Consider the following 21,026-nt stretch of genomic DNA (forward strand, 5'->3'; position numbering starts at 1 on the left):
AAACCGCACACCACTGCGATCTACCACCACCCTTGAGGGGCTCCCTCATGGGCGCTCCTCGCCATTGCAGGAGCATCACATGAACCCAATCTTCACCAACCTGACGCCCAAAATCCTGAGCGACATCGAGGATCACCTCACCAACAACCAGGTATCGACTGATGAGGAACTGTGGGACCTCTTCATTGAGGAACTCGACCTGACCGCCGAACAAGCTGACGCCGCAGTGGAGCTGCGCCCCAAATATCTGGTGCGGCTCTATCTCAAGGGCTACAGCCCATTATTTGAAAACAACGCCGTCTGGTTTGACCCGAAAGATAAAGCGTTCAAATCAGACGTACTGCAGAGCGCTAACTGCTAACACATCACACCCGAGGGGCTTCACTGCCCCTCAGGGCGGGTTCCCCTCCACACCGGAGGATCACATGCCCAACCTTACCCAGCTCTTCCCAATCGAAGAATGCCCCGACCTGTACGTCGACGCCTGCGCCTGCGACGAGCAACGCAACCTGATCTTTCTCTCCGCCTGGGGCCGTGACACAGCGCTACAGGAATTCCTGGCCAGACTGACCCTCGGCTCGACCGAGAACGGTCTGGACCAGTTTCACATCCTCGTCGACGGCCGCAGCATTCCAGTCTTCCCCAACGTCGACCTCCTGGAAAAACGCACCACCCGGCAATTTCGTGGAACGTTGTTCGGCAGCCTGGTCCATCTATGGCTGTTCGACCGGCGCTGCGTGCAGCCAGACCGTGCAAACCACTTCGCCTATGCCTTGCTCGAACAAGGGCAGTCGGCACACCAGCGGCTCTGGCCGCTCATCACCGAAACCTGCCCGCTACCGCTGCTGCCGCATTGGCGTGAGCCGGTATTGCAGGTGCTGACCCAGCACAACATGTTGCAAGCCCTTCCTGGGGCTCACGGCGCCGTCACCGCCTGGCGATTGTCGCTGCAACTGGGTGTCCTCGAACCAGCCCTCGGCGACCTCATTCGCCAAGGACAACTCTCGACCCACGCTCATTCAGAGCCTTGCTGAAAGGAGCCCAACCATGGCTTTGATGTTCCCCCGCCTAGCCCGCAACTTCGCGCGCAACGGCTATTACCCCACCGACGAAATCACCTTGGAGCGCACGCTACAGGCACTAGCCCCCTCCCCAACCGGAAAAATGCGCATCTTTGATCCGTGTGCCGGCGAAGGTGTAGTCCTAGCCGAAGCCGCACACGCAATCGGGCGAGACCGCGTAGAAACCTACGCAGTCGAATACGATCAAGAACGTGCCGAGCACTGCAAAACACTGCTGGACCGCGTGCTGCACAGCGACCTGATGGACACCATGATCAGCCGCCAGGCGTTCGGTCTGCTCTGGCTCAACCCACCTTACGGCGACCTGGTCGCCGACCACTCCGGCGCCTCGCAGTACCAGGGCACCGGTCGCCGTCGGTTGGAGAAGATGTTCTATCAGCGCAGCCTTCCCCTGCTGCAATACGGCGGAGTGCTGGTGTTCATCGTTCCGCACTACGTGCTGGACGCCGAACTGTGCGGTTGGCTGTGCAACCACTTCACCGAACTACGGATTTACAGCGCGGCCGATCCAACCTTCAAACAGGTGGTGATTTTCGGTATTCGCACTCGACGCCAAGACCTGGCTCAGCCGCGAGAAATCACCCACATACGCAAACGACTGCAAGCGATCGGCAACGGCGAACAAACGGCAGAAGCGCTACCGGCCAGTTGGCAGGAGGAGCCTTACAGGATCCCGCCCGCAACAACTGACCTCGACCACTTCTACCGCCTCACGCTGGAGCCCGAACAACTCAACCAAGAGGTCCAACGGCTGCGCGGCATGTGGCCAGACTTCACCCTGCACTTCGGTCAACTCGGCGCCCAGCCGCGGCCCCCAGTACGAGAGCTATCCCGCTGGCACCTGGCGTTAGCGTTGGCTGCCGGCGCGATCTCTGGCGTGGTCACATCGAAAACCGGTCGCGTGCTGGTGCTCAAGGGCGACACCTACAAAGATAAGGTCCGCAAGACCGAATTCACCGAAGACCAGGACGGCAACGTCTCCGAGGTTAGGATCCTGACTGATCGTTTCGTGCCCATTATTCGGGCGTGGGACATGACGCCAGGCTCCATCAACCAGGGACGCGTCATCACCATCAGCTCATCAGCGGACCCATCGCCTGAGCCTGACAAACCAGACACTGCCGTGATCTTTGACCCCGGCCGCGTAGTGCTCACCCGAGCCGTGCATCACCTCTTGGAACACGGACAACTCGACCCAACCCCATACCTGCGACGACACATCTCCGGCGACTGGGGCGAACTGCCCAAAGAAGACTGGGAGCGCAATCAAGACTCCCTGACCTCAGGGGATCGTCTGCTCTCCAGCTACAACATCACCGCCGGCGACGAAACGCGGCTCTGGATCATCACCGAAGCCGACCGAAGCGTGACAACCCTGTTGTTGCCATCGGACTACTGACCAAGCCGTACCTCAACCAACCCGCAGGGTATTCACCATACCCGCCGGGGTGTCGTGCATGCCCTGTTTCATTCCTGATGGAGAAACAACCATGAACGACCTCTCACAAGTCCCGACAGCGCCTCTGGCCATCGGTCTGACCGAATTCATCAACGAGTTCGGCGACGAACTGCTGGACTCACTGAACCGCTCCAACCCACCGGTCTACACCGGCCATATCAACGAAACCCACCAACGGGTGATGAACACACTCAAACGCCAACCGTTTCCCGCCCAGGCGGAAGTGGTACAGGCCGTTGCAGCACTACTGCTCGACCGCAACGAACAGGCCGCCATCATCAACGCCGAAATGGGCACGGGTAAAACCATGATGGCCATCGCCGTAGCAGCCGTTATGCACAACGCTGGTTACCGGCGCCCCCTGGTCGTGTCGCCCCCGCACATGGTCTACAAATGGCGCCGGGAAATTCTCGAAACCATCCCGGACGCACGCGTCTGGGTACTCAACGGGCCAGATACCCTGGTCAAACTCCTCAAACTGCGCGACCAACTGGGCGAGCTTCACGACGGTCGACAAGAGTTCTTCATCCTCGGGCGCGTGCGCATGCGGATGGGGTTCCATTGGCGCCCAGTGTGTTGGCCACGTCGATCTGGAGGCGGACATCATTGGGCAAGTTGTCCCGACTGCGGCCGCCTACTGGAAGATCTCGAAGGCAACCGGATCACACTCGAAGCATTTCAACGAGAGGAACGCCGTCGAAGCTGCCCTCAATGCCACGGCCCACTCTGGACGCTGATGCGCCCAGGCAAAACCGAAAACGGCACCCGCCGAGCGACCATCCTCAAATCAATGTGCCGGATCCCAACCATCGGCCCAGTCCGCGCTGACAAACTGCTGAACGACTTCGGGGAAGACTTTCTCGCCTCAATGCTGGTCGACAACATCAGCGAATTCATCAACCTGATGGACTCCCAGGGCAACTTCGTCTTCAACGACCGCCAAGCCAAACGCATGGAGCGCGCGATGGCCAACATCGAGTTCGGCTTTGGCGAAGGCGGCTACCAACCCACCGAGTTCATCAAACGCTACTTGCCGGACGGATTCTTCGACCTGCTCGTCGTGGATGAAGGGCACGAGTACAAAAACAGCGGTTCGGCCCAGGGCCAAGCCATGGGTGTGCTGGCAGCGAAAACACGTAAGTGCGTACTGCTGACCGGCACCCTCATGGGTGGTTACGCCGACGACCTGTTCTACCTCCTGTTCCGCATCCTCACCCGTCGCATGATCGAAGACGGTTACCGACCCAACGCACGCGGCAGCATGGCCCCGGCGGCAATGTCCTTCATGCGCGATCACGGCGTGTTGAAAGACATCTACACCGAGCGGGACAACGAATCGCACAAAACGGCCAAGGGCAAAAAGCTCACGGTACGAACGGTAAAAGCCCCGGGCTTCGGCCCCAAAGGCATTCACCGGTTTGTGTTGCCGTTTACCGTGTTTCTTAAACTCAAAGACATTGGCGGGAACGTGCTGCCGGCGTATCAGGAGGAGTTCATCGACATAGCCATGTCTGTGGAACAGGCTGCGGCCTATCAGCAACTGGCCGGAAAACTGACTCAGGAGCTACGTCAGGCGCTGGCGCGACGGGATACGACCCTCTTGGGGGTTGTGCTCAACGTGCTGCTGGCCCGGCCGGATTGCTGCTTTCGACCGGAGATCGTTAAACATCCGCGTAGTAAGGACACGTTGGCCTTTGTGCCGTCGGTCTTTGCGGATGAACAACGGATGCCGAAGGAGCAGGCGCTGATTGACCTATGCCTCGCGGAGAAAGCCCAAGGCCGTAAGGTACTGGTTTACACCGTGTACAGCGGCACTCGTGACACCACATCTCGACTGAAACGGTTGCTGGAACAGGCCGGGCTGAAGGTGGCGTTGTTGAGGGCGTCGGTGGATACCGCCAGGCGAGAGGATTGGATTCTCGACCAGGTGGATCGTGGGGTGGATGTGCTGGTCACTAATCCGGAGCTGGTTAAGACGGGATTGGATCTGCTGGATTTTCCGACGATTGTGTTTTTGCAGACGGGGTATAACGTTTATACCTTGCAGCAGGCAGCTCGGCGGTCGTGGCGGATTGGGCAGAGGCAGGCTGTGCGGGTGATCTTTTTTGGCTATGCGGGAAGCTCGCAGATTGCGTGTTTGCAGCTTATGGCTAAGAAGATTGCGGTGGCGCAGAGCACGTCGGGGGATGTTCCGGAGACTGGTTTGGATGCTTTGAATCAAGATGGGGATTCGGTAGAAATGACCCTCGCTAGACAACTCATTGCAACTTAACCAAGAAGGCCATCGCAAGATGGCCTTGCTCTTCTGCCAAAAGCAACGTATCCCAGCACACGAGGCAATTCAACTCCAACGTATCCTTTCCAAGGAATGGCTCAGAATTCAAGGATTCAGATTGATGTCAATTTCTACAGCAAGTTTTTTCCACCCTTATTCAAACTTCCTCCATGGTGCTGCTTATAACCTGCACCAAATTCTGGAAGGCCTGGGGGTCGCCTCATCAAGCTTCATTGAACGTGATAGCGCAGGAAAGATTATTGGTAGCTACTGGTCGCCCGACCAAGCGGTGGTCATTACCCTGGGATATCTGGTGTTACTTGCACTGGTGATGATCCCTTGTCTGGCAGCAGCGTCTTATACGGTGGGCAACAAGCGGGGGCTGATCATCTTCTTCGCGGTCTTGTTTCTTCCGGGTGTATTGAACTGTCTGGGACTATTTCCAACCATAAATTACCTACCCACGCGGTATACGATCGGAGGCGTAGGCAGCCTGGGCAGCGAAGTCGGACTCATTCCCCTGCTGATGCTATGCGCCATCATCGGTTGGGCTGCCATGGTTCTGATCTATGACAACTTCAACCTCACCGAACGCTCCCGCCAGATCTACGATCACTTCTGGTTCCCCCTGGCATTGGTAGCTGCGGTGTTTTTCGTCGCTGACAACGGCGCCAACGAAAACGCCACCTTGCTGAAAGAAGCCACGGCGAACACGCAAGACGCCAGCGGTTACTTACTTAGCCAAATAAGACGCTACGACGATTATTGTAAGGCCAATGGTCTGAGCGACCTGAGATCTTGCCAGTGGAGCCGCGATTCGCAGCGGACATTCACCAACATCAAGGAAGGTGGAGCCGTCTATTTCATAAACTTTGCACCGGACGCTTCAAAAGGGTTTTACTCCGTAGGTAGCAAGACGATAAACAATGAGGATGTAATCGCTATTCGTACAGAAATCGCCGCATACAACCGTCGATTGTGCCCAGTGAAGTACTTTTCCAGCGAAATATCCCAGTCGGCCCCGCTATCCAGCACTTGTGAACAAGCCCCATCACGCTATTGCTCTGCGCAACCTGATGGCCCTCCAGGTCTTGTGGAAGGCAGTATCGGTAGTCGCACGGTGGCATTGGCCAGCGAGTGCATCATCCCCCGCCTCGTAGCGGCTAAACCCTACTTGCAAAAAATGTCCGCTATGGTCGGGCAACATGACAAAGCCAAGAATCATCGTTGGCTGTACTTTCTTGCCATCGCGGTAGCAATTGGTGCAAAAGTGGCTCTCGCGACTACCAAGCTCTGCTTGATTGATTCACGACCTATGACTGATAGGCGTCGTGTTGCTCGGATTATTCAATACCGTCTGGGCCAATGCGTACGGTTGTTGGTGCGCGCATTGTTCGAATGCAGCCGATGGGCAGGGGTCGTTGCAAGCCACTTATACAAGCTTTTGAAAAGGGTATAGGTGCGGGCTCCCTATGGAACGACGCTACCGGTCAATAGCGTCCATTCCGGCTGTCTACTAAATTCGGGCCTATTCACCCATTCATGTGTAGCAATCGGATGAGGTCCATGATCACCACCGCCTGTTTTTCCGTGCGTAACGATCCGGCAAATAACTAGTTCGAACAGCCAAGAGGCCACGGCGGGATCAGCCTCCAGACCTGGTTGTTTACGGCCATGCGACATAAACGCAATCAGCGCTGGATATTCAGCATCAGCATCCTAAGCCGTATGATTGGCAACCGTTACCGGCAGGCTTGGAGAAGTGATGATTTGTCTCGACTGTGTTACCCACCCGACGCTAAAAGGCCACATTCGCGAAAATGGTGAGGGTGGTGTCTGCCACTACTGTGGGACTGAAGGTACTGTGGTGGATAGAACGCTGATCTTCCAGCAGATATTGGATCGCGTCGCAGAAAATACGGCCACTGAAGATGATCTTTCTCAGTATGAGTATTGGATGCTGTTCGAAGGTGGTTCCGATGACATTCCGATAGCTTCTCTTGACGTAGTCTTATCTGAATGGGCAGAACTAGGCGAGGAGCCTTTTTTTGACGACTTGTACGACTATGCTCCAAATTACTTCAAAACCAATGACCGGGAAATGGATCGTCACTATTTTGCCGACGACGGGGCATTGGAGAGGAATATCTTTGAGGACAAATGGAACAGTTTTATCCAAGATATCAGGCACACACATCGATTCTTCAATGCTAGCGCAGGGAAATTTCTCGAGTCGGTTTTTGGGATTCTTTGTCGTGCTGATGGATCATTAAAAACTGAGTGCATACGAACAATTTCCAGAGGTGAGCCGCTGTATCGTGCTCGCTCGGCTTCAACACGCGAACAGGTTATGAAAATAATTAAGGCACCTGCGAGCGAGTTTGGCCCGCCACCCAAAGATAGGGCCGGCAGCCAACGGATGACTCCGAGTGGAATATCGACAATTTACTGTGCTCTTGAGCGAGAAACATGCTTAAGCGAGATTCGCGCCATCACCGGCGACAACGTCGTAAGCATTGCAATAACACCTATCGAACGTCTCGTTTTGCTCGACTTAACGAAGCTTGGCCGTATTGATGTCCCTCAGCTATCTATTCTCGATAAGGGTTATCTGGAGGCAATGCACCTTAAAGCCTTCATCAGTTCCCTGGTGAAAAAGATGTCTAAGCCTAAGGGGTCGAATGACGAGCTCAGCTATCTTTCGAGCCAGGTTGTATTTGAATACTTGCGACTGCGCTTTGGTTGCCAGGTCGAGGGGCTAATTTTCCCTTCCGTGCAGACCGGCGAGATCGGCAAAAACATCGTTTTGTTTCCTGAAGCAAGCATAATGAGTGGAAGAAACTTTCCGCTGGATAACGACTACGTTGAAAACGCAGAAGCACCGGTTAAACAACCGTTCGAACCGACAGCAAGGCTTTTTTGTGTACCTGACTCATTGAGGTACCACAAGGTCACTGCAATTATTACTCAGGCGCATGAGTACAAATATAGCGAGGATTTGTTCCTCAGTGATTTGGCTCGAAATCGCCTCGGGGTGCGTTGAGATCGCGAACTAAAATAGAGGACTACTGAATTGACCTGAGCTTTCATAGAGACATCGAATGACTACTTCTGGCCGATATCTGCTGTTGGCGATCGGCAGCTTCCAGCCGATTCTGTTGAAAAAGTCGGCCATGGCTTCCACGGCAGAAAAGTACGCGCCTGAAATTGAATTCTTTTCTCTGAGCAGAGGTCGCGGTAGGGGTGGCAGGTAACTGCCATCCCTACCGCGACGGTTGCGCAAGACGGGATGCCTGACCGCTTACACGGAACGGTCTCGACTGGCATGCCCATTTCGGCCCCAGCCGGAACCGACCCCTGATTGGTTGCTACAGCCTTTTATGAAACAGGCATTGATCAGCCGCACTCGTGACGCGCTTTACAAGTCGCGGTAGTCCTCCGGGTATTCAATCCCATGCAAGAACCATAGACTTTTGGCATTGGTCTCATGAGGTGCCTCATTAAAGATGAAGGCAGGGCATTCCTCATCTGCTTTGTCGATCAGCTTAGCCACCAGATCAGCGTTGCGGCGCTGTTGCACTGACAGCTCTACGTCCTCGGCCCCGGCTTTTGAGGGCAGGGGCTTGGGGTGTACCTGGTCGATTTCTGTTCTATCAGTGATTGTCAGTAGAAGACCGTTTGAAACGGTGAGGAATGACCTGATCATCTGACGCTCATTGAACGACAGCACAGCGCGTAACCCCATCAGCACCAAAGAACTGGTCGCGGCAAGTTGTAAGGATCAGCTTCTAGCTTCGCCGCGATATCGCGATCAGACACACGGCGCAACGCCTCGGCTGCCACAAACTGAGCGCGCATCGCAAGAACCATCAGCTCGATCCGGGTCATGCCGTGCGATGCATATCGGGTACCGACATAGTCAGGGAAATGCGCGATAGCGCCGCGAAGGCGATCGTCGTGCGCAGTCGAAACCTCGCCGATCAGCGCGTCTGCTAGCTTGACAAGGTGGTGCGACAATTTCCGGTATTGCGCCTCGGTCCAGCCGCGCGCGGCAAGTGCCCCTTTGAGCGCCAGTTCGGCGGTCAAGCAGATCGTCTGTACGGCAGCGTCGATATCGATGTCACCGGCGAGGATACGAGCGGTCGCCGCGAGGGACGAGCGCGCGTTGGCGAGTAGCTGAGGCGCATCCCCAGTCCCATGCTCCAGATCACTAACCCCATAGGCGAAATCCCACAGGTCGGCGACGCCATAAAAGGCACGCCAACCCTGTTCTGGATATTGTTTGAATATAAACTCCAGCTCATCGTGCGATATCTCGATGTAGTCGAGGAGGTCAACCGAAACGGTCCCATATCCGATGGCGATTCGAACCGGGTACATCTGGTCACGCAGCGCCACGCCGCCCTTGAGCATCGCTGGCACCGAGAAATCACCTGCGGGATAGAGCGTATGGTAGATCGCCATAAGCGGGTCCCACATCGCCTTGTCGAACACATCGCCGGAAATGCCGTTGGCCTTCATCCAGGCCATCGCCACGTAAAACGGCCGCTGGTGCAGTTTCAAGTCCTGCGTGATCAGTTCGTCGTCGCGTTGCCGCACGAACTCCTTGTCGATGGTCTTCGTCATAAAAACTTCTCCGCCAGTTTGGGCTTAACGCGGTGAGATGCGCTCAAAATAAACGCAACGATCCTAGACGCTTGAATCGTGCCTCTCTCTACGGCCTCAGCCCCGGTTTGCGGCCGGAGCTTGGGGTGTACCTGGTCGTTTTTCTAGGCGCCTGCGCGAGGTATCCGGTACTGGACTTGTCCAGCATGGATAGCCGATGTTGCTTGGCTCATTGCATCCCGCTCAGCCTGCGCTGCTGTCGAGCCGGTTCCCATGAAGCGTGAATTCGCTAGTGATCCATCCGTTAGGCCAATAATGGCTTCACACTGGAAATGCCCTGGAGCAACTATGTCGACCGGTCTTATGGTTACATCGTGCTGGTCATCAACTTTTTGTGTCGGCATATTCTTGTCCTGCTTGATCATGGGGGAGTGAAAAGCATCCCTCTCTAGGTCCTCGGCCCAGCGCGAGGGCTGGGCTTGGGCGGTACCGCGACTTCAGTTATTGGGGCAGACGGTTGAACATCGTGATTGAAGGTTCGATGATCAGAGCGTCATCTTTCGCTGAATAGAAGATTTTTGGACCAATCCCAGTCTTCGCTTTCAAGATGCCGTCTTCGACCTCACCGACACTTAACCCAAGTACCACGTTGTTTTTTGCATAAAGCTCCTTGACGGTGAAGTGCTTGCCATCTTGATCGATAACCAGCTTCAATCCGCCTCCGCTGCGCTCATTGCTCCAGACGCCGACGTACTTACTGACGCTACTTACGGTTGCTTCGGGATCAGAGCAACCAACGAGCGCGAGAGCTAGCGTAAAACCAACCAAGGCTTGTTTCATGAGTGTCATGAGACTTTTCCGTGACTCGTGGGTGTGGTCGTACTCTGAGTTTTTTGGTCAGTGGTGAAGGGTATGATCAATAGTTTTAGTGTTGAAATCTTCCAGTACGCCTTTGACCAAATCCATCGCATCAAAGTTGAAGTTGAGCACGCTACTCGAATGCACGTATTGAACGTCAAGGCTGTGAATTTTGACTCGTTGACCTGACGGCAAGACGATGAAGGTACTTGGCGGTGTGAGGGTGATGGTCAGAGGCGTGCCAATTTGGCTTTCGTCGAAGGGCACGTTTCGGTCAAGCCATGTGGCTGCAGGGACAGGGGAAGCCGTGCTGTCTTGCAGTAGCGACTCATGCAGGTTGATGACGGGTTCTGTTGCCAAGGTGGAAGCCGTCTCATCGTGTTTACTGTCTAGGTTAACCCCAAGCTCAAGGTAATCCGTCTTGTTCAGGATGCCTTGGATTTCGACCTTCTGTATGAAACCATCCCAATCAGACCCTTGAGGATCACGAAGCCGCTTGAGGCTTATCCCGTAGAAGTTGCACAGGTTCACCACACCGCTCTGGAATCCCATAGTGGTGAGCAATACGGCTTGGCTGTTGGGAATGTCAGTGAGCAAGCCAAGCAGGTTGCGTGCGTGGATAAGGTCGATGGTGGATTTGTAGTATTTGCACTCCACCAACACCTGATGCTCCACACCGTTTTTGAGGTAGCGCCAGTACACGTCGATCTGGTGAGCAACGCCTGAACGCCCGGTGATTTGGACGTCATGCAGTACCTCAATCGTCTCAACCTCTTCAGTGGCTAGAATCGCTTGGTAGACCTGCTGGGCAACCTTCTCGTATTCGGTACTGTTCTTTACGTCGAGCATGCGGTTTTCCTATAGCGCGTCAGGGTCAACCGCGACCCACGCTTTTGCACCGTTGTATTCATCGCCGCCCTGGGCCTTGAAGACCAGTCCGGACTTGTCCACGCCGCAGGCGCCTGGGCGTTCGCTGGACGGATCACGCAGCTCATTCTTCCAGCCATACACCTCACCTTCCCACACCAGAACGACGCCCTCACGGTGTTCCTTGTTGCCTGCTCGCCACTTCGCGGCGGTCGAGCGTAGCGCCTCGATCAGTTGTGCCATGGTCAAGTTTTTCGTTGTTATTCGGCGTCGGCCGGTGCGTAGTCGTCGGGCTCGCCCAGCGCGATCTGCGCCGCCGCGCCGATGAAGTTCATCGGATTATCCGCCTCATCTGCCATCAGGGCGCGCAGGCGAATCTTTTCGACGTTGTTGCCCTCGCAGGACAGCCAAGCGTGCCGCGCTTGGCGGTAGGCATTGAAGCCATCCAGCTTATGGTCATCCAGGGTGATGGTCAGCGGTTCAGTGAGCAGCGCCAGGGGCTCGGTGCGGATGTACTTACGGGAAGTGGTGGCCATATCGTCATTCCGTCGATGAGGTGGACGCCAGAGGGGCAACCTTCTACTGCCTCGGCCCAGCGCGAGCTGGGCTTGTAGTGTACCAGGGCGTTTTCCCTTAACTCGGTATACGGCTGGACGCTTGAAATACCAACTGCATTGCTGCTTTTTGAGCAGCCCTTGAATGCGCGGTCGAATCTGCCAGCAAATGCGCTTGAAAGCGCTCTAAGGCTTTAATGAACTCCGTTGAGAGCCAGTGGTAATCAACCAGTACTACTTGGCTGCGAGGGATGCCATATGCCGTCAGTACGGGATTGAGCAAGCTTTCATCCGCTGGTGACTCACCAACGACGTAATAGACCAGCTTCGCTTTACCTGCCCTGTAAAGATCAGACTCTGCTGCTCCGGTATGAAGGATGGCGCATCTTGCTGCCCAAAGGTCTTCTGCGTTGAAGGCAAAAGCTTTGCCATTCAACAAAAAACTATTAACCCAAGCCTTAAAGCCGCTCCCGCCAGGCTCACCAGCTGCATTCAGCCATGACATGTGATCGATTGCTGAATAAATTAAGGCAATGGCATGTGTATCGTTTCCTGCCTTCATTAGTGCGGTGATGGCTGAAAGATGGGACATAAAGCTGTTGAATACTTTTCTATCGAGCTCCTCGGACATTTCTCTTTCCCTTTACCACTACATGTTGTGTTCGATCAGCTGATTAGCGACACCAGATGTAGTGTCGTGGTCTTTTCCTGCTTGGTCCTGGGGACGCACAAGCGTCCTTCTCCTACGCACTTGGCCCCACGTTTGACGGCAGGGCTTGGGCGTGCCTGATGCGTTTTCCATTGTGTCTGCAACTGTAGGCAACGGACTCGTAAAAATCTGTTCTCGACAGGCCCCGCATATGCAGGGCATGACGGATCATTCTTTAATCAAAGCTCCCCAATCAATGCCATCGCGATCTTCAACGACGATGTTGATACAGCAAAACAACTGGTCGCCAGAACGAAGGTAGTTGAACAAGCGCGACTTCACTACGCCGGATACACCTGCATGACCTTCCATTTCTGGAATATACACCACGTCCCCAACATTAGGGATCAAGGCAAATCCTGCCTCGCTATCGAAAGATACTCCGACGATATCGCCGTCATCTGAGGGACGAATCTGCCCTTTATGCAGCTGTTGGTAATCAATGCTGTATTTCACTGTTCACTCCTTGAAGTGAGGCATGTGAGCTACATGCCTCTCTACTGACCTAGCCCAGCGGTTTGACGGCTGGGCTTGGGGTGTACCTGGTCGTTTTCCTATGCATCAGCGATTTCGGCTCTCATGGTGATTATCCTCGGCAAAAGCCGTTTCAGAATTCCGTCGATCAATTCGGTTATCTGCTCACATTCATTCTTCGTAAAACGCAAAAATGGTGCACCGCGTATGTCTGTTAGCGCTTCAGAATCTAGGCGCCATGGTTGAACTTTATGATGCTTGCTGTCCGAATGTGCGTATACCTCGTGACGGAGGTCCATCAACTGCTTATGCAGAGCTATCGCGCGTTCATCTTCAGGCAAAGTACCCTCTGGAAGCATTGGCCATCCGTAGCTTTTGGTGAATGCTCTGGCATAGCTAACAACGAGTGCTGTAACAAATGCGGATTGCTGCATATAGATAGAGCCCCGACGCTCCCAAGGTGCTGAGTGCCAGCCTTTTTTCAGCAAATGCTGGGCATATTGGCGCGCATGACCCAGATCCTCTGCGGCGACGTAGAGGCGTTCATACAATCTCTGCTTCTGTTCACCAGCGGCGTTGGGAATGTCCATTTGATGAGGCGTTTCCTTCTCGTTTCTGTGCGCGAAAATCGCACCCTTCGCTACGTCTTCGGCCCCGGTTTGGCCGGGCTTGGGGTGTACCTGGTCGGTTTCCTCGATCAGTTCACTTGGGCGTCCGGGGTAGGCTCGAAGGCCACTTTCTCAATCGAAGTCCTCTCAAGGCCAGCTCGATCCAGCAGAACGCGGTGGTGCATCCAGTCAATGCCTAGCACCCGGTAAATGCCAGCATCACCTTTCACTTTTGCTGTGTACTCGGGCTCTGACGGCATGCTCCCGTATTTGCTCTTGGTTGCCAACAACATAGTTTGACACAGCCCTTCTCGTAAATCGGGGCCTGTAGGATGACCCGGGATCCACACAACAGCAACATAGACTGACACAGACGGGTCGCACTTCAAATACGGGGCCCGATTGGTAACAACATAGATTGACACAACAGCGAGCGTTCATTCAGGCACGAAATATTATGTGAGCGCGACCGGTCACTCACCTGTGCGGAAATAGTCTTTTTTCAACACAGGCTCAGTGCGATGTCTAAATCCGTGCGCAACCTTCGACCGGTCCCCATCAGCACATAAACTGTGTTTTTTGTTCGAAATAAGCAGCCATGGGTGAAGGAAACACCCAGCGTTGTTCGGACCCAACCACCAGGCGGGAAGCGGCCTTTACTGTCTTGGATAACGGTCAAAGCGTAAACGAGAGCAGGTATTAGCTGTCTATCCGTAATGGCTTTTCGCTGACGTGTTGTAATGTCGAGATCCAATATTGCCCAATCAGCAACAAGACAATAGGCACGGGAAGGAAAATGCAGACTGGCGAGGGCCACAGCATCTGAGGTGGTAAGTTGGCACCCGTCTATTTTCTCACCCGCAGAAAGCACTGAGACAAAATCTGCCAGGTTCATTTGTACCTCCGGCCGATCAAAAAAAACTGATTCGAACGAGAAGCATCATTCAGCTTAGCTCCCAGCGACACACGAGGTTCCTATGCCGACCACTGGGCCATTTTACAGCTGGTCCGCCTTCTCCCCTCATCCCACTGAACGGGATGATTTCTATCTAGCTGTCACCAGATAAAGTGGTTTACGCCAGTACCCGGCTATGCCATTGCCGTGCTTGAACCTTACCTCGCGGTAGGTTCCGATGTGGGTGAAACCTAGTGCTTCATGGATGCCCGTGCATGCCGTATTCGGCAAGGCGACGCGGGCATAGGCGCATGAAATCCATGTTACTCAAGGAGCGGTAGAAGCCGTTTGGCTGCGACTGAATCAAAATGACATGCCCTCAGACACTTGAATCAGCATTTCTTCGACTAGATGTGTGCCAAAGGTTGTAGTGGCCACCGCCGATGGGCTTTCTCCTAAAAAACGGGCTTTGGGTTTGGAAAGCCATTGTTTGGCCTTCCCTTTGTCACCGAAGATCACCTCGGCCATGGCGCTAATATGTGCAAACCGGAACAGGCGATCGCTCTCATGCAACGTTAAAAGCTGATTGGCTGACAGTTTTGTTTTAAGCGTTTTGGGTTGAATGATTCTGTCGCGTTCTTCGTCGCTGAGGGTTCCATCATCACAAAGCATTTTTATCAGGCTGACCGAGAAGCCAGCTACTATCATGTCGTGAATGTCCAGATCCGAAGCATTGACAGAGATATGAAGAAGCGTCTCCAGACGCATGCGGTAAGCATGATAGACATCCTGACTCAGGACGCCAGCAAACATGGGCCGCACTGATATTGTGTTGTGCACGGGCGTCAGCACTAATGTGCCATTCGCTACCGTTAGCTCCAGGTCGTCCCCAACACCTAACCCCATTTGGTCAAGCAACTCTTGAGGCAGATCAATGATGATGTCGCCAGTTCCGTCCTCAGTTTTCTGGGATTTTACTATCCAACGCTCAGTTTCATTCATGATCGTCCGGCCCTCATCCGCCATCAGAGAATGACACACATCATTATGGTTGGGCCCAAAGCTGACCAAAGGAACGCGCAATCCGCTGGTAGACAGGCACTGCCGCTGCTCGAACGCCGGGTAGCGAGTGAAACAGCAAAAATGGGGCAATGGCTATACCTGCCTTTCCACCTTCACATGGCTAAGAGCCTGAGCGTGATCAGTTAACTACACGAAAGGATATGACATGCCCCCTGATGAGCTTTATGTTTCCGTCGACGTCGAGACTTCTGGGCCTATACCAGGCGAATACAGTCTGCTTTCCATTGGAGCTTGTCTTGTAGCCCAACCTGAAACGTCCATCTATCTTGAACTACAGCCTGACAGTCCGAAACACGACCCCGAAGCGCTGGCAGTATCGGGGCTGAGTCTGGAGAAGCTGGAGCGCGAGGGTCTCACTCCGCAACAGGCGATGCTGACATTTGATCAGTGGCTGAGATCGTCCTGCCAAACGGGGCAAAAGGTCATTTTCGTAGGACTCAATGCACCGTTTGACTGGTCATTCGTCAATTATTACTTCCACAAATACCTGGAAACCAACCCCTTTGGTTTTACCGCTATCGACATGAAGGCCTACTTTATGGGCGCTGTAGGTTGCAGCTGGAAGGAAACAAAATCATCCAAAATGACCGCTGCGCTGAAGCCACTCAGCGAACCGAACCATAACGCATTGGATGATGCCCGCTTTCAGGCAGAGCTCTTCGCCCTAATGCTAGCGGGTAACTATAAACGCTGACCTGCCTTCCACCGCACTGACTTGAAGTTCATCTGACCCAGGTTGCCTCAACATATCTGCCGTCCCTGAACGACCACGCCTTGATACCTTCTGGTTTTTCGGACTTGCCTACAATAATGGCTATTGGGTGCGGCAGATCCTGCGTGTAACGTGCAGCAAATTTGGAGAAACTACCGATGTCTGCCGGAGAGATCACCGGAACGGATTGGGGATGCGTATGCCAATAGCCCACCAGACGTAACCCTTGTTCGTTGGCAGCCTGGATCTCCTGACGGCACCGCGCCGCATCCAACTCTAGCCAAGACCAGCCTGACCGATCCGCGCGATGAGGCAACGTGGCCAAGGCCAGCAGCAAACCTTTCGGATCAACAGGGTTGACGAATAACTGTCCACCTCGCTCCACGCCAAAAAGGCCCTGCCGATGACTATCCAAGATGTCCGCGACAGCCTGGGACACCAATAGCTCGGAGTCCACCTCCGGCCATCGCCAGCGCCATGCGATATCCGTCATACCATTTCGTCCTTATCTTCCGGCCATCCGCGTTCGAGTAAGATTTGCTGCGTCCCCTCTGGCAGTTTGGGCCCATGGTATTGGCCTCCTAGGCTCAGCACATCTTCAGGCCTGTAAATGCTGCTGACCCAAGATGCAGTGGCGATCTTGCCGGTCAATGCGCGTAAGGCCGTGTGCGACACCATAGAGGCGATATTGGTCATTCCCAGCGAGCCGCCTGGGATAAAGCTCTCGCCACACGCGGGCAGTGGAACAACACCGCCTCCCGGCCACTCTGTAAATCTATGCAAAAAATCGCCGACGTCCGTGAACAACTGACGGCCATCAAAGGTGCCGGCTGGTGCGAATAGAGCATGGCCTACCTGGGTATACGGTTCGCTCCAGGCTTGTAAAAGCCCCCAAGGAGCGCCGCTGGATTTGGCTCGCCATACAGTGACCTCCGACTGCCAGTCTGCTGTCGTGATCACCACCAGATCTGCGTTATCGAACACTTCTGGTTTGCTACTCATCACTACTTCGGCAAAAGTCGAATAAGCGGTGCATTCTGTCGTCGGAAGATCTAACAGAATCTTGTCCCTCAACGCTGAGGCTTTCAGCCTCCCTAGGCTATCCGCTCCCAGAACGTGCCTCCCCAGATTGGCTGACACCAAAGTGTCAGGATCGATGAGGGTAAGGTGGCCGACACCGGATCGTGCCAATTGTATTGCCACCGTACTGCCTAATGAGCCAACGCCAACACAAACGACTCGAGCATTTTCAAGGTGCTGTGCAGTGCCGCTTATATCGCGGGACAGGATGGACGCTCGATCAAGCACATCCAGGGCAGTTGCTCGGACGAGCGCCGGAGGATGAGCATTTGCGATAGCTGGCCGCCGGCGAGCTGTACGCAAGCCAAACTTTGCCCCCCGCTCCTGCTGTACACCGAGCGAACGCACATTGAGACAATATGTTGGAGCATCTGCGCCTCCTGGAAGCTCCAGAACAATCCATCGACTCGCCAACGTTCCATGCAGCTCAAACCATGCCAGCAATTGCTCGGCATCGTCTGGTTGAAGGTGTGGCTTTAGCCACAGCAATAAATCTTCTGGATCCGGGGTGCGGATATCCGGATAAGTCTGAAGCTTGACGTAAAAACCGGGAGTTTCGGCCGCACGAATGACAGCAGAGCGCCCGACGACCCGTCGGTAATGCCCTTTGAGTGCAGCTACATTCGATGCTAACCAAACCGTTTCCTGACCGGATGGCACAGCTCGGCGCGGATCGCTGAGCGCAAACAACTGCGAGGCAGCCTGAGGTCGATCCAACAGTAAGAGGTTCTGGAATGACTGCCCGTGCTGAAACGACCAGTAGGTAGTGATCTCATTCTGAAATTCGATATCGCGTGTTGCCTGGTTTGATCCCATCTTGGACAACGAAACGATCTGGGCCAAGCGAGCAAGGCTGTCCTCTACCACGACCTCCGGGGAGCCCATGATGGGGCGTTCCTGAAAGCCATGAAGGCAAAGCCCCGACTTAGTGGCATGCGGCCAAACCAGCCATGGAGAGGGTTCGACGTTCAGCCGCAAGAGCCCGCGGGGAAAGTTGGAGGGGAAACCTATACGCAGTCGCCGCTCCTGCCCCGTGTAATCGATGGGCAAGGGGAAGTGAAAGCACGCCGCTTCGTCAGCCCGCATGGGTGCGGGCTGGAGCAATGCATCGGCAGCATCCTGACCTAGGGTGTTACGCAGTGCGGCGATTCCGCGCTGCAATGGTGTCTTAATAGGATCAGCCAAGGCGTCCAACTGGCTTTACGCTCGACTGAGAGGTTCCGCCACCGCTGGCCCCTCCGAAGAGCGAACCCATCGAAGCAGAGTTTCGAGTAGTGCCATCCGGTCGACCGGGCATCGTCCAATTCGCAGGGATTTCATTGTTCACTGCCGTGATGAACGCCGGCGCAATACCGAAGTTCTTTTTCACTGCCTCGGCAAAGGAGTCATTGGATTCAAAACTTTCCAAACCTAATGACACAGATGCACTGGCGTCCGCATGCCACTTGGCGAATGCCTGACGGTAGCCTTGCCCCTCGCCCGGTCGATTCCACTTCTCTGCAAAGTTTTCGCCGTTATCGGCAGGGTTGCAGACATAGCAGTCGCTACCTCTATGCGCGATGTGCTGCGGCATTCTGCGAACGATTTCCAAAATTGCATCGAGCGGTGCCAGAGGCTTCGACTGCGACTCCTTTACGACATCCAGGTATGCGTGCGTGGCTAGAGTGGTGATGACCGCAGATATTGGGCGAGTATCAGCGCTCCTTGTCTTGATGGCCCATTCATCGCGATGCCGCTTGAGCAGCTTAATGGTCGCACGCAGGGGATCTTGATCGATGTAATCCTGATAATGCGGCAAAGGATCTTGGGTCGCGGCATCAAGCATCCGCTGGCTTTTGGCAACCACTAAGCTTTCCAGAGAGATTTCCTGGGCGGAAGCGACCTGCAACCAATTCGAGTAAGGAATAGGGCTGCTCGCTTTCCATCCTGTGACTCGATCCGGAACCTCAAGCTTACCCTCGCCGTTTGCTTCGCCATTTCCGTTGATCGCCCGGGCAGGTGTGACATCGATGTGGAAACCTGGATTTTCGTCTGCATAAACGATTCGAATACCACGACGTAGTTGCTTAACTTCTTCCTGAACGCGGGAGCCTTCCCTAAAACGCTGCTCAATCGCCTCTAGAACTTCCTTCGCACCAGCGCCTTGAGCGTGAGGGAGCCAGATAATCGCGTCCGCATCAATGGTGTCCAGATCCGCAGGCGCGCCGGGAATTGGCTTAATGGTCGTTTTCAGCCGCATTGAGCCCTGAACGAAAATATGAGCCTCAGCGAGCAACGGATTGTCGGAAGCCGAGAGGATTTTTTCCAGTTGGGAGTAGCGGTCATTGATTTTTTCGTACTGCGCTTCCGACAGCGAGATCTCCCGCGCGGCGCGAAGCAGAAAATATTCCCAACTGCTGCGCTTGGTCTGTTCGTTGCTCAAAAGCATTACATAGCCTCCTGGGCCACGGGACCCAATTGCAGTGTTTGCGTAAACCGATCTTGGTTTTCTTTGTCCCGATCGAAGATCAGGTATGTATGTTGATGCTGTGTTGTGAGCAACGCGCCAAACTCGATGGCCAATGCCGCAGGAATGGCGGCGAAGACGTGGATGGGGTCAGGAGTCAGAGCCTCAAGCTGACTCAGTCGTATTTGAAGTGCGTCGCGAAAAGCATGAATCACCCGACGGTTCTGTACCATCGCGTAGCTTGGTTCTGGGATCGACAGCTCTGCAATACGTGCACCGGGTAGAGCGTCGGTCACGTCGCGTACTGGAACTTGCGCAGAAATGGAGAGCACCAACGCCAGTGGGCCATCGCCGTTGGGTGGAGGCGTAAACAGAAAACTAGGCGGCTCAGCAGACTGATCGGGCCAGCGCAAAAGATGCTCGCGATGAAAAGAGAAGATCAAGCGTTTGGAACGGTCGCCGATACTCTGGCCCAACATCATCAAGGCCGGAATGTCGGCCAAGCCGACTACTGCTAGCGCGGGCGAATCGCCATAAGTGCCGCCGCGACGCTTGAGTTGCTGCTCCAGCTCATACTGGACGCTGTCTTTGACGTTCTGCCAATAGGTAGTGTCCCTGCCACGTGGTCCGGGCGCAGCGAAGGCGATTTTGATGCCTTGATCGAAGGCGGTTAATCCCTCGGCGGACATCGCAGTCAACAGATCGCGAACGGGGATATCGTTGATCGTCTGAAAGTGCTGACTCTGGACGATGAGAGGAATGGCTCTGCCACCATCGGGGGTCGTTGCGGCGAGTCGGATGCGTTCAAGGTACGCTTGGTGCAAACCGCTCAGATCATTTTCAGGGTAGCCATCTGCGTCACGATCAATTTTGTCATGACAGCCTGGGCACAGGAGCATCAGGTTAGCAGTATCGTTAGTGTGCGCCTCAGCATCATGATCCGCGCGTCCCCGAGGCCCCTTGGGACTGGCGGGTAAGATATGCGCCACTTCGCCCCATTTCATTGGCTTGCCGGCACGATAGTCGAACGTTAGATCCGTACCGCACAGTTCACAATGACCAGCGGTCTGTGTCCATACGATCCGCTTCGTCTCATCATTCGTGTTAAAGCGCCCGCTCGCGGGCTTAGCGTCTTCTTTTTCTGCCATTTCGACCGACCCCCGAAAAACATCCATGATTGAAAACGATGATGGCAAGATAAGATCATATTAGGGTCATTCGTCCCGATTTCAAGAGAGATCTGAGGGTGACGAATGCTGAGTCGCCTTTTAGCAGGATGCTTTTTTGGCTCATCGAAAGGCGGTGGTGGCGGCGTTCGT

22 protein-coding genes are annotated in these 21,026 nt (G+C 54.6%); 7 read left to right on the top strand and 15 right to left on the bottom strand.

Going from position 1 to position 21,026, the window contains the following annotated elements:
• Positions 1-79 precede the first annotated feature (79 nt).
• From AYR47_RS31500 to AYR47_RS31525, 6 genes are all read left to right on the top strand, one after another.
• Positions 80-361, top strand: a complete 282-nt coding sequence (locus tag AYR47_RS31500; RefSeq protein WP_061449378.1) for a hypothetical protein — start codon at positions 80-82, stop codon at positions 359-361.
• Positions 362-425: 64 nt separating this feature from the next.
• On the top strand, positions 426-1,034 hold the full coding sequence (locus AYR47_RS31505; RefSeq protein ID WP_061449379.1) for a hypothetical protein: 609 nt from the start codon (positions 426-428) through the stop codon (positions 1,032-1,034).
• 13 nt (positions 1,035-1,047) lie between these two features.
• Positions 1,048-2,481 carry a DUF6094 domain-containing protein gene (locus AYR47_RS31510; protein WP_061449380.1) on the top strand — a complete coding sequence of 478 codons (1,434 nt, stop codon included), beginning with the start codon at positions 1,048-1,050 and terminating at the stop codon, positions 2,479-2,481.
• Positions 2,482-2,572: 91 nt separating this feature from the next.
• Positions 2,573-4,813: a DEAD/DEAH box helicase gene (locus AYR47_RS31515; RefSeq protein ID WP_061449381.1), complete on the top strand. Its 2,241-nt coding sequence runs from the start codon at positions 2,573-2,575 to the stop codon at positions 4,811-4,813.
• A gap of 19 nt (positions 4,814-4,832) precedes the next feature.
• The gene (locus AYR47_RS31520) at positions 4,833-6,275 is read left to right on the top strand and encodes a hypothetical protein (RefSeq protein WP_061449382.1); all 1,443 of its coding nucleotides are present in this window, start codon (positions 4,833-4,835) and stop codon (positions 6,273-6,275) included.
• Positions 6,276-6,581: 306 nt separating this feature from the next.
• Entirely contained in the window at positions 6,582-7,859 is a 1,278-nt protein-coding gene (locus AYR47_RS31525; protein ID WP_061449383.1) for an RES family NAD+ phosphorylase, read from the top strand.
• 375 nt (positions 7,860-8,234) lie between these two features.
• Here the strand turns inward: AYR47_RS31525 and AYR47_RS31530 are convergent, their stop codons facing one another.
• The 11 genes from AYR47_RS31530 to AYR47_RS31580 all read right to left on the bottom strand — a co-directional run bounded on the left by AYR47_RS31530 (position 8,235) and on the right by AYR47_RS31580 (position 15,388).
• Positions 8,235-8,522 (bottom strand): hypothetical protein, encoded by a 288-nt coding sequence (locus AYR47_RS31530; protein WP_061449384.1) that lies wholly within the window; start codon positions 8,520-8,522, stop codon positions 8,235-8,237.
• Positions 8,523-8,560: 38 nt separating this feature from the next.
• On the bottom strand, positions 8,561-9,442 hold the full coding sequence (locus AYR47_RS31535; RefSeq protein ID WP_061449385.1) for a hypothetical protein: 882 nt from the start codon (positions 9,440-9,442) through the stop codon (positions 8,561-8,563).
• Positions 9,443-9,922: 480 nt separating this feature from the next.
• The gene (locus AYR47_RS31540) at positions 9,923-10,270 is read right to left on the bottom strand and encodes a hypothetical protein (RefSeq protein ID WP_061449386.1); all 348 of its coding nucleotides are present in this window, start codon (positions 10,268-10,270) and stop codon (positions 9,923-9,925) included.
• Positions 10,271-10,318: 48 nt separating this feature from the next.
• Positions 10,319-11,128: a restriction endonuclease gene (locus AYR47_RS31545; RefSeq protein WP_061449387.1), complete on the bottom strand. Its 810-nt coding sequence runs from the start codon at positions 11,126-11,128 to the stop codon at positions 10,319-10,321.
• A gap of 9 nt (positions 11,129-11,137) precedes the next feature.
• Positions 11,138-11,389, bottom strand: a complete 252-nt coding sequence (locus AYR47_RS31550; RefSeq protein WP_061449388.1) for a hypothetical protein — start codon at positions 11,387-11,389, stop codon at positions 11,138-11,140.
• A 17-nt stretch (positions 11,390-11,406) separates the two neighbouring features.
• Positions 11,407-11,682: a hypothetical protein gene (locus tag AYR47_RS31555; protein WP_061449389.1), complete on the bottom strand. Its 276-nt coding sequence runs from the start codon at positions 11,680-11,682 to the stop codon at positions 11,407-11,409.
• Between the two features lie 97 nt (positions 11,683-11,779).
• Complete coding sequence (locus AYR47_RS31560; RefSeq protein WP_061449390.1) at positions 11,780-12,331, bottom strand: hypothetical protein; 552 nt, start codon at positions 12,329-12,331, stop codon at positions 11,780-11,782.
• A gap of 246 nt (positions 12,332-12,577) precedes the next feature.
• Positions 12,578-12,865 (bottom strand): hypothetical protein, encoded by a 288-nt coding sequence (locus AYR47_RS31565; protein ID WP_061449391.1) that lies wholly within the window; start codon positions 12,863-12,865, stop codon positions 12,578-12,580.
• A gap of 98 nt (positions 12,866-12,963) precedes the next feature.
• Positions 12,964-13,473, bottom strand: coding sequence for a hypothetical protein (locus AYR47_RS31570; protein WP_061449392.1), 510 nt, complete (start codon positions 13,471-13,473; stop codon positions 12,964-12,966).
• A 520-nt stretch (positions 13,474-13,993) separates the two neighbouring features.
• Complete coding sequence (locus AYR47_RS32655; protein WP_074321239.1) at positions 13,994-14,386, bottom strand: DUF6957 family protein; 393 nt, start codon at positions 14,384-14,386, stop codon at positions 13,994-13,996.
• A gap of 363 nt (positions 14,387-14,749) precedes the next feature.
• Positions 14,750-15,388, bottom strand: coding sequence for an antitoxin Xre/MbcA/ParS toxin-binding domain-containing protein (locus AYR47_RS31580; RefSeq protein WP_306533188.1), 639 nt, complete (start codon positions 15,386-15,388; stop codon positions 14,750-14,752).
• Positions 15,389-15,614: 226 nt separating this feature from the next.
• Between AYR47_RS31580 and AYR47_RS31585 the strand changes: the two genes are divergently transcribed.
• Complete coding sequence (locus tag AYR47_RS31585) at positions 15,615-16,163, top strand: 3'-5' exonuclease (RefSeq protein ID WP_061434699.1); 549 nt, start codon at positions 15,615-15,617, stop codon at positions 16,161-16,163.
• Positions 16,164-16,191: 28 nt separating this feature from the next.
• Here the strand turns inward: AYR47_RS31585 and AYR47_RS31590 are convergent, their stop codons facing one another.
• The 4 genes from AYR47_RS31590 to AYR47_RS31605 are packed head-to-tail and all read right to left on the bottom strand — an operon-like array spanning position 16,192 to position 20,855.
• Entirely contained in the window at positions 16,192-16,674 is a 483-nt protein-coding gene (locus AYR47_RS31590) for a Mov34/MPN/PAD-1 family protein (RefSeq protein WP_019334922.1), read from the bottom strand.
• The gene (locus tag AYR47_RS31595; RefSeq protein ID WP_019334921.1) at positions 16,671-18,455 is read right to left on the bottom strand and encodes a HesA/MoeB/ThiF family protein; all 1,785 of its coding nucleotides are present in this window, start codon (positions 18,453-18,455) and stop codon (positions 16,671-16,673) included. The genes AYR47_RS31590 and AYR47_RS31595 overlap by 4 nt, the downstream gene beginning before the upstream one ends.
• Entirely contained in the window at positions 18,439-19,689 is a 1,251-nt protein-coding gene (locus AYR47_RS31600) for a nucleotidyltransferase domain-containing protein (RefSeq protein WP_019334920.1), read from the bottom strand. Before AYR47_RS31600 ends, AYR47_RS31595 begins: the two co-directional genes overlap by 17 nt.
• A complete protein-coding gene (locus AYR47_RS31605) occupies positions 19,689-20,855 on the bottom strand; it encodes an SAVED domain-containing protein (protein WP_025992777.1) in 1,167 nt (388 codons plus the stop codon). The genes AYR47_RS31600 and AYR47_RS31605 overlap by 1 nt, the downstream gene beginning before the upstream one ends.
• Positions 20,856-21,026: the final 171 nt, after the last annotated feature.

Source organism: Pseudomonas azotoformans (genome assembly GCF_001579805.1).
In the GTDB taxonomy this organism is placed as follows: domain Bacteria; phylum Pseudomonadota; class Gammaproteobacteria; order Pseudomonadales; family Pseudomonadaceae; genus Aquipseudomonas; species Aquipseudomonas azotoformans_A.

What these genes read in the sequence shown, in the direction of transcription:
- AYR47_RS31500 (WP_061449378.1), top strand. Translation starts at nt 80, where the DNA reads ATGAACCCAATCTTCACCAACCTGACGCCCAAAATCCTGAGCGACATC.
- AYR47_RS31505 (WP_061449379.1), top strand. Translation starts at nt 426, where the DNA reads ATGCCCAACCTTACCCAGCTCTTCCCAATCGAAGAATGCCCCGACCTG.
- AYR47_RS31510 (WP_061449380.1), top strand. Translation starts at nt 1,048, where the DNA reads ATGGCTTTGATGTTCCCCCGCCTAGCCCGCAACTTCGCGCGCAACGGC.
- AYR47_RS31515 (WP_061449381.1), top strand. Translation starts at nt 2,573, where the DNA reads ATGAACGACCTCTCACAAGTCCCGACAGCGCCTCTGGCCATCGGTCTG.
- AYR47_RS31520 (WP_061449382.1), top strand. Translation starts at nt 4,833, where the DNA reads ATGGCCTTGCTCTTCTGCCAAAAGCAACGTATCCCAGCACACGAGGCA.
- AYR47_RS31525 (WP_061449383.1), top strand. Translation starts at nt 6,582, where the DNA reads ATGATTTGTCTCGACTGTGTTACCCACCCGACGCTAAAAGGCCACATT.
- AYR47_RS31530 (WP_061449384.1), bottom strand. Translation starts at nt 8,522, where the DNA reads ATGATCAGGTCATTCCTCACCGTTTCAAACGGTCTTCTACTGACAATC.
- AYR47_RS31535 (WP_061449385.1), bottom strand. Translation starts at nt 9,442, where the DNA reads ATGACGAAGACCATCGACAAGGAGTTCGTGCGGCAACGCGACGACGAA.
- AYR47_RS31540 (WP_061449386.1), bottom strand. Translation starts at nt 10,270, where the DNA reads ATGACACTCATGAAACAAGCCTTGGTTGGTTTTACGCTAGCTCTCGCG.
- AYR47_RS31545 (WP_061449387.1), bottom strand. Translation starts at nt 11,128, where the DNA reads ATGCTCGACGTAAAGAACAGTACCGAATACGAGAAGGTTGCCCAGCAG.
- AYR47_RS31550 (WP_061449388.1), bottom strand. Translation starts at nt 11,389, where the DNA reads ATGGCACAACTGATCGAGGCGCTACGCTCGACCGCCGCGAAGTGGCGA.
- AYR47_RS31555 (WP_061449389.1), bottom strand. Translation starts at nt 11,682, where the DNA reads ATGGCCACCACTTCCCGTAAGTACATCCGCACCGAGCCCCTGGCGCTG.
- AYR47_RS31560 (WP_061449390.1), bottom strand. Translation starts at nt 12,331, where the DNA reads ATGTCCGAGGAGCTCGATAGAAAAGTATTCAACAGCTTTATGTCCCAT.
- AYR47_RS31570 (WP_061449392.1), bottom strand. Translation starts at nt 13,473, where the DNA reads ATGGACATTCCCAACGCCGCTGGTGAACAGAAGCAGAGATTGTATGAA.
- AYR47_RS32655 (WP_074321239.1), bottom strand. Translation starts at nt 14,386, where the DNA reads ATGAACCTGGCAGATTTTGTCTCAGTGCTTTCTGCGGGTGAGAAAATA.
- AYR47_RS31580 (WP_306533188.1), bottom strand. Translation starts at nt 15,388, where the DNA reads ATGAATGAAACTGAGCGTTGGATAGTAAAATCCCAGAAAACTGAGGAC.
- AYR47_RS31585 (WP_061434699.1), top strand. Translation starts at nt 15,615, where the DNA reads ATGCCCCCTGATGAGCTTTATGTTTCCGTCGACGTCGAGACTTCTGGG.
- AYR47_RS31590 (WP_019334922.1), bottom strand. Translation starts at nt 16,674, where the DNA reads ATGACGGATATCGCATGGCGCTGGCGATGGCCGGAGGTGGACTCCGAG.
- AYR47_RS31600 (WP_019334920.1), bottom strand. Translation starts at nt 19,689, where the DNA reads ATGCTTTTGAGCAACGAACAGACCAAGCGCAGCAGTTGGGAATATTTT.
- AYR47_RS31605 (WP_025992777.1), bottom strand. Translation starts at nt 20,855, where the DNA reads ATGGCAGAAAAAGAAGACGCTAAGCCCGCGAGCGGGCGCTTTAACACG.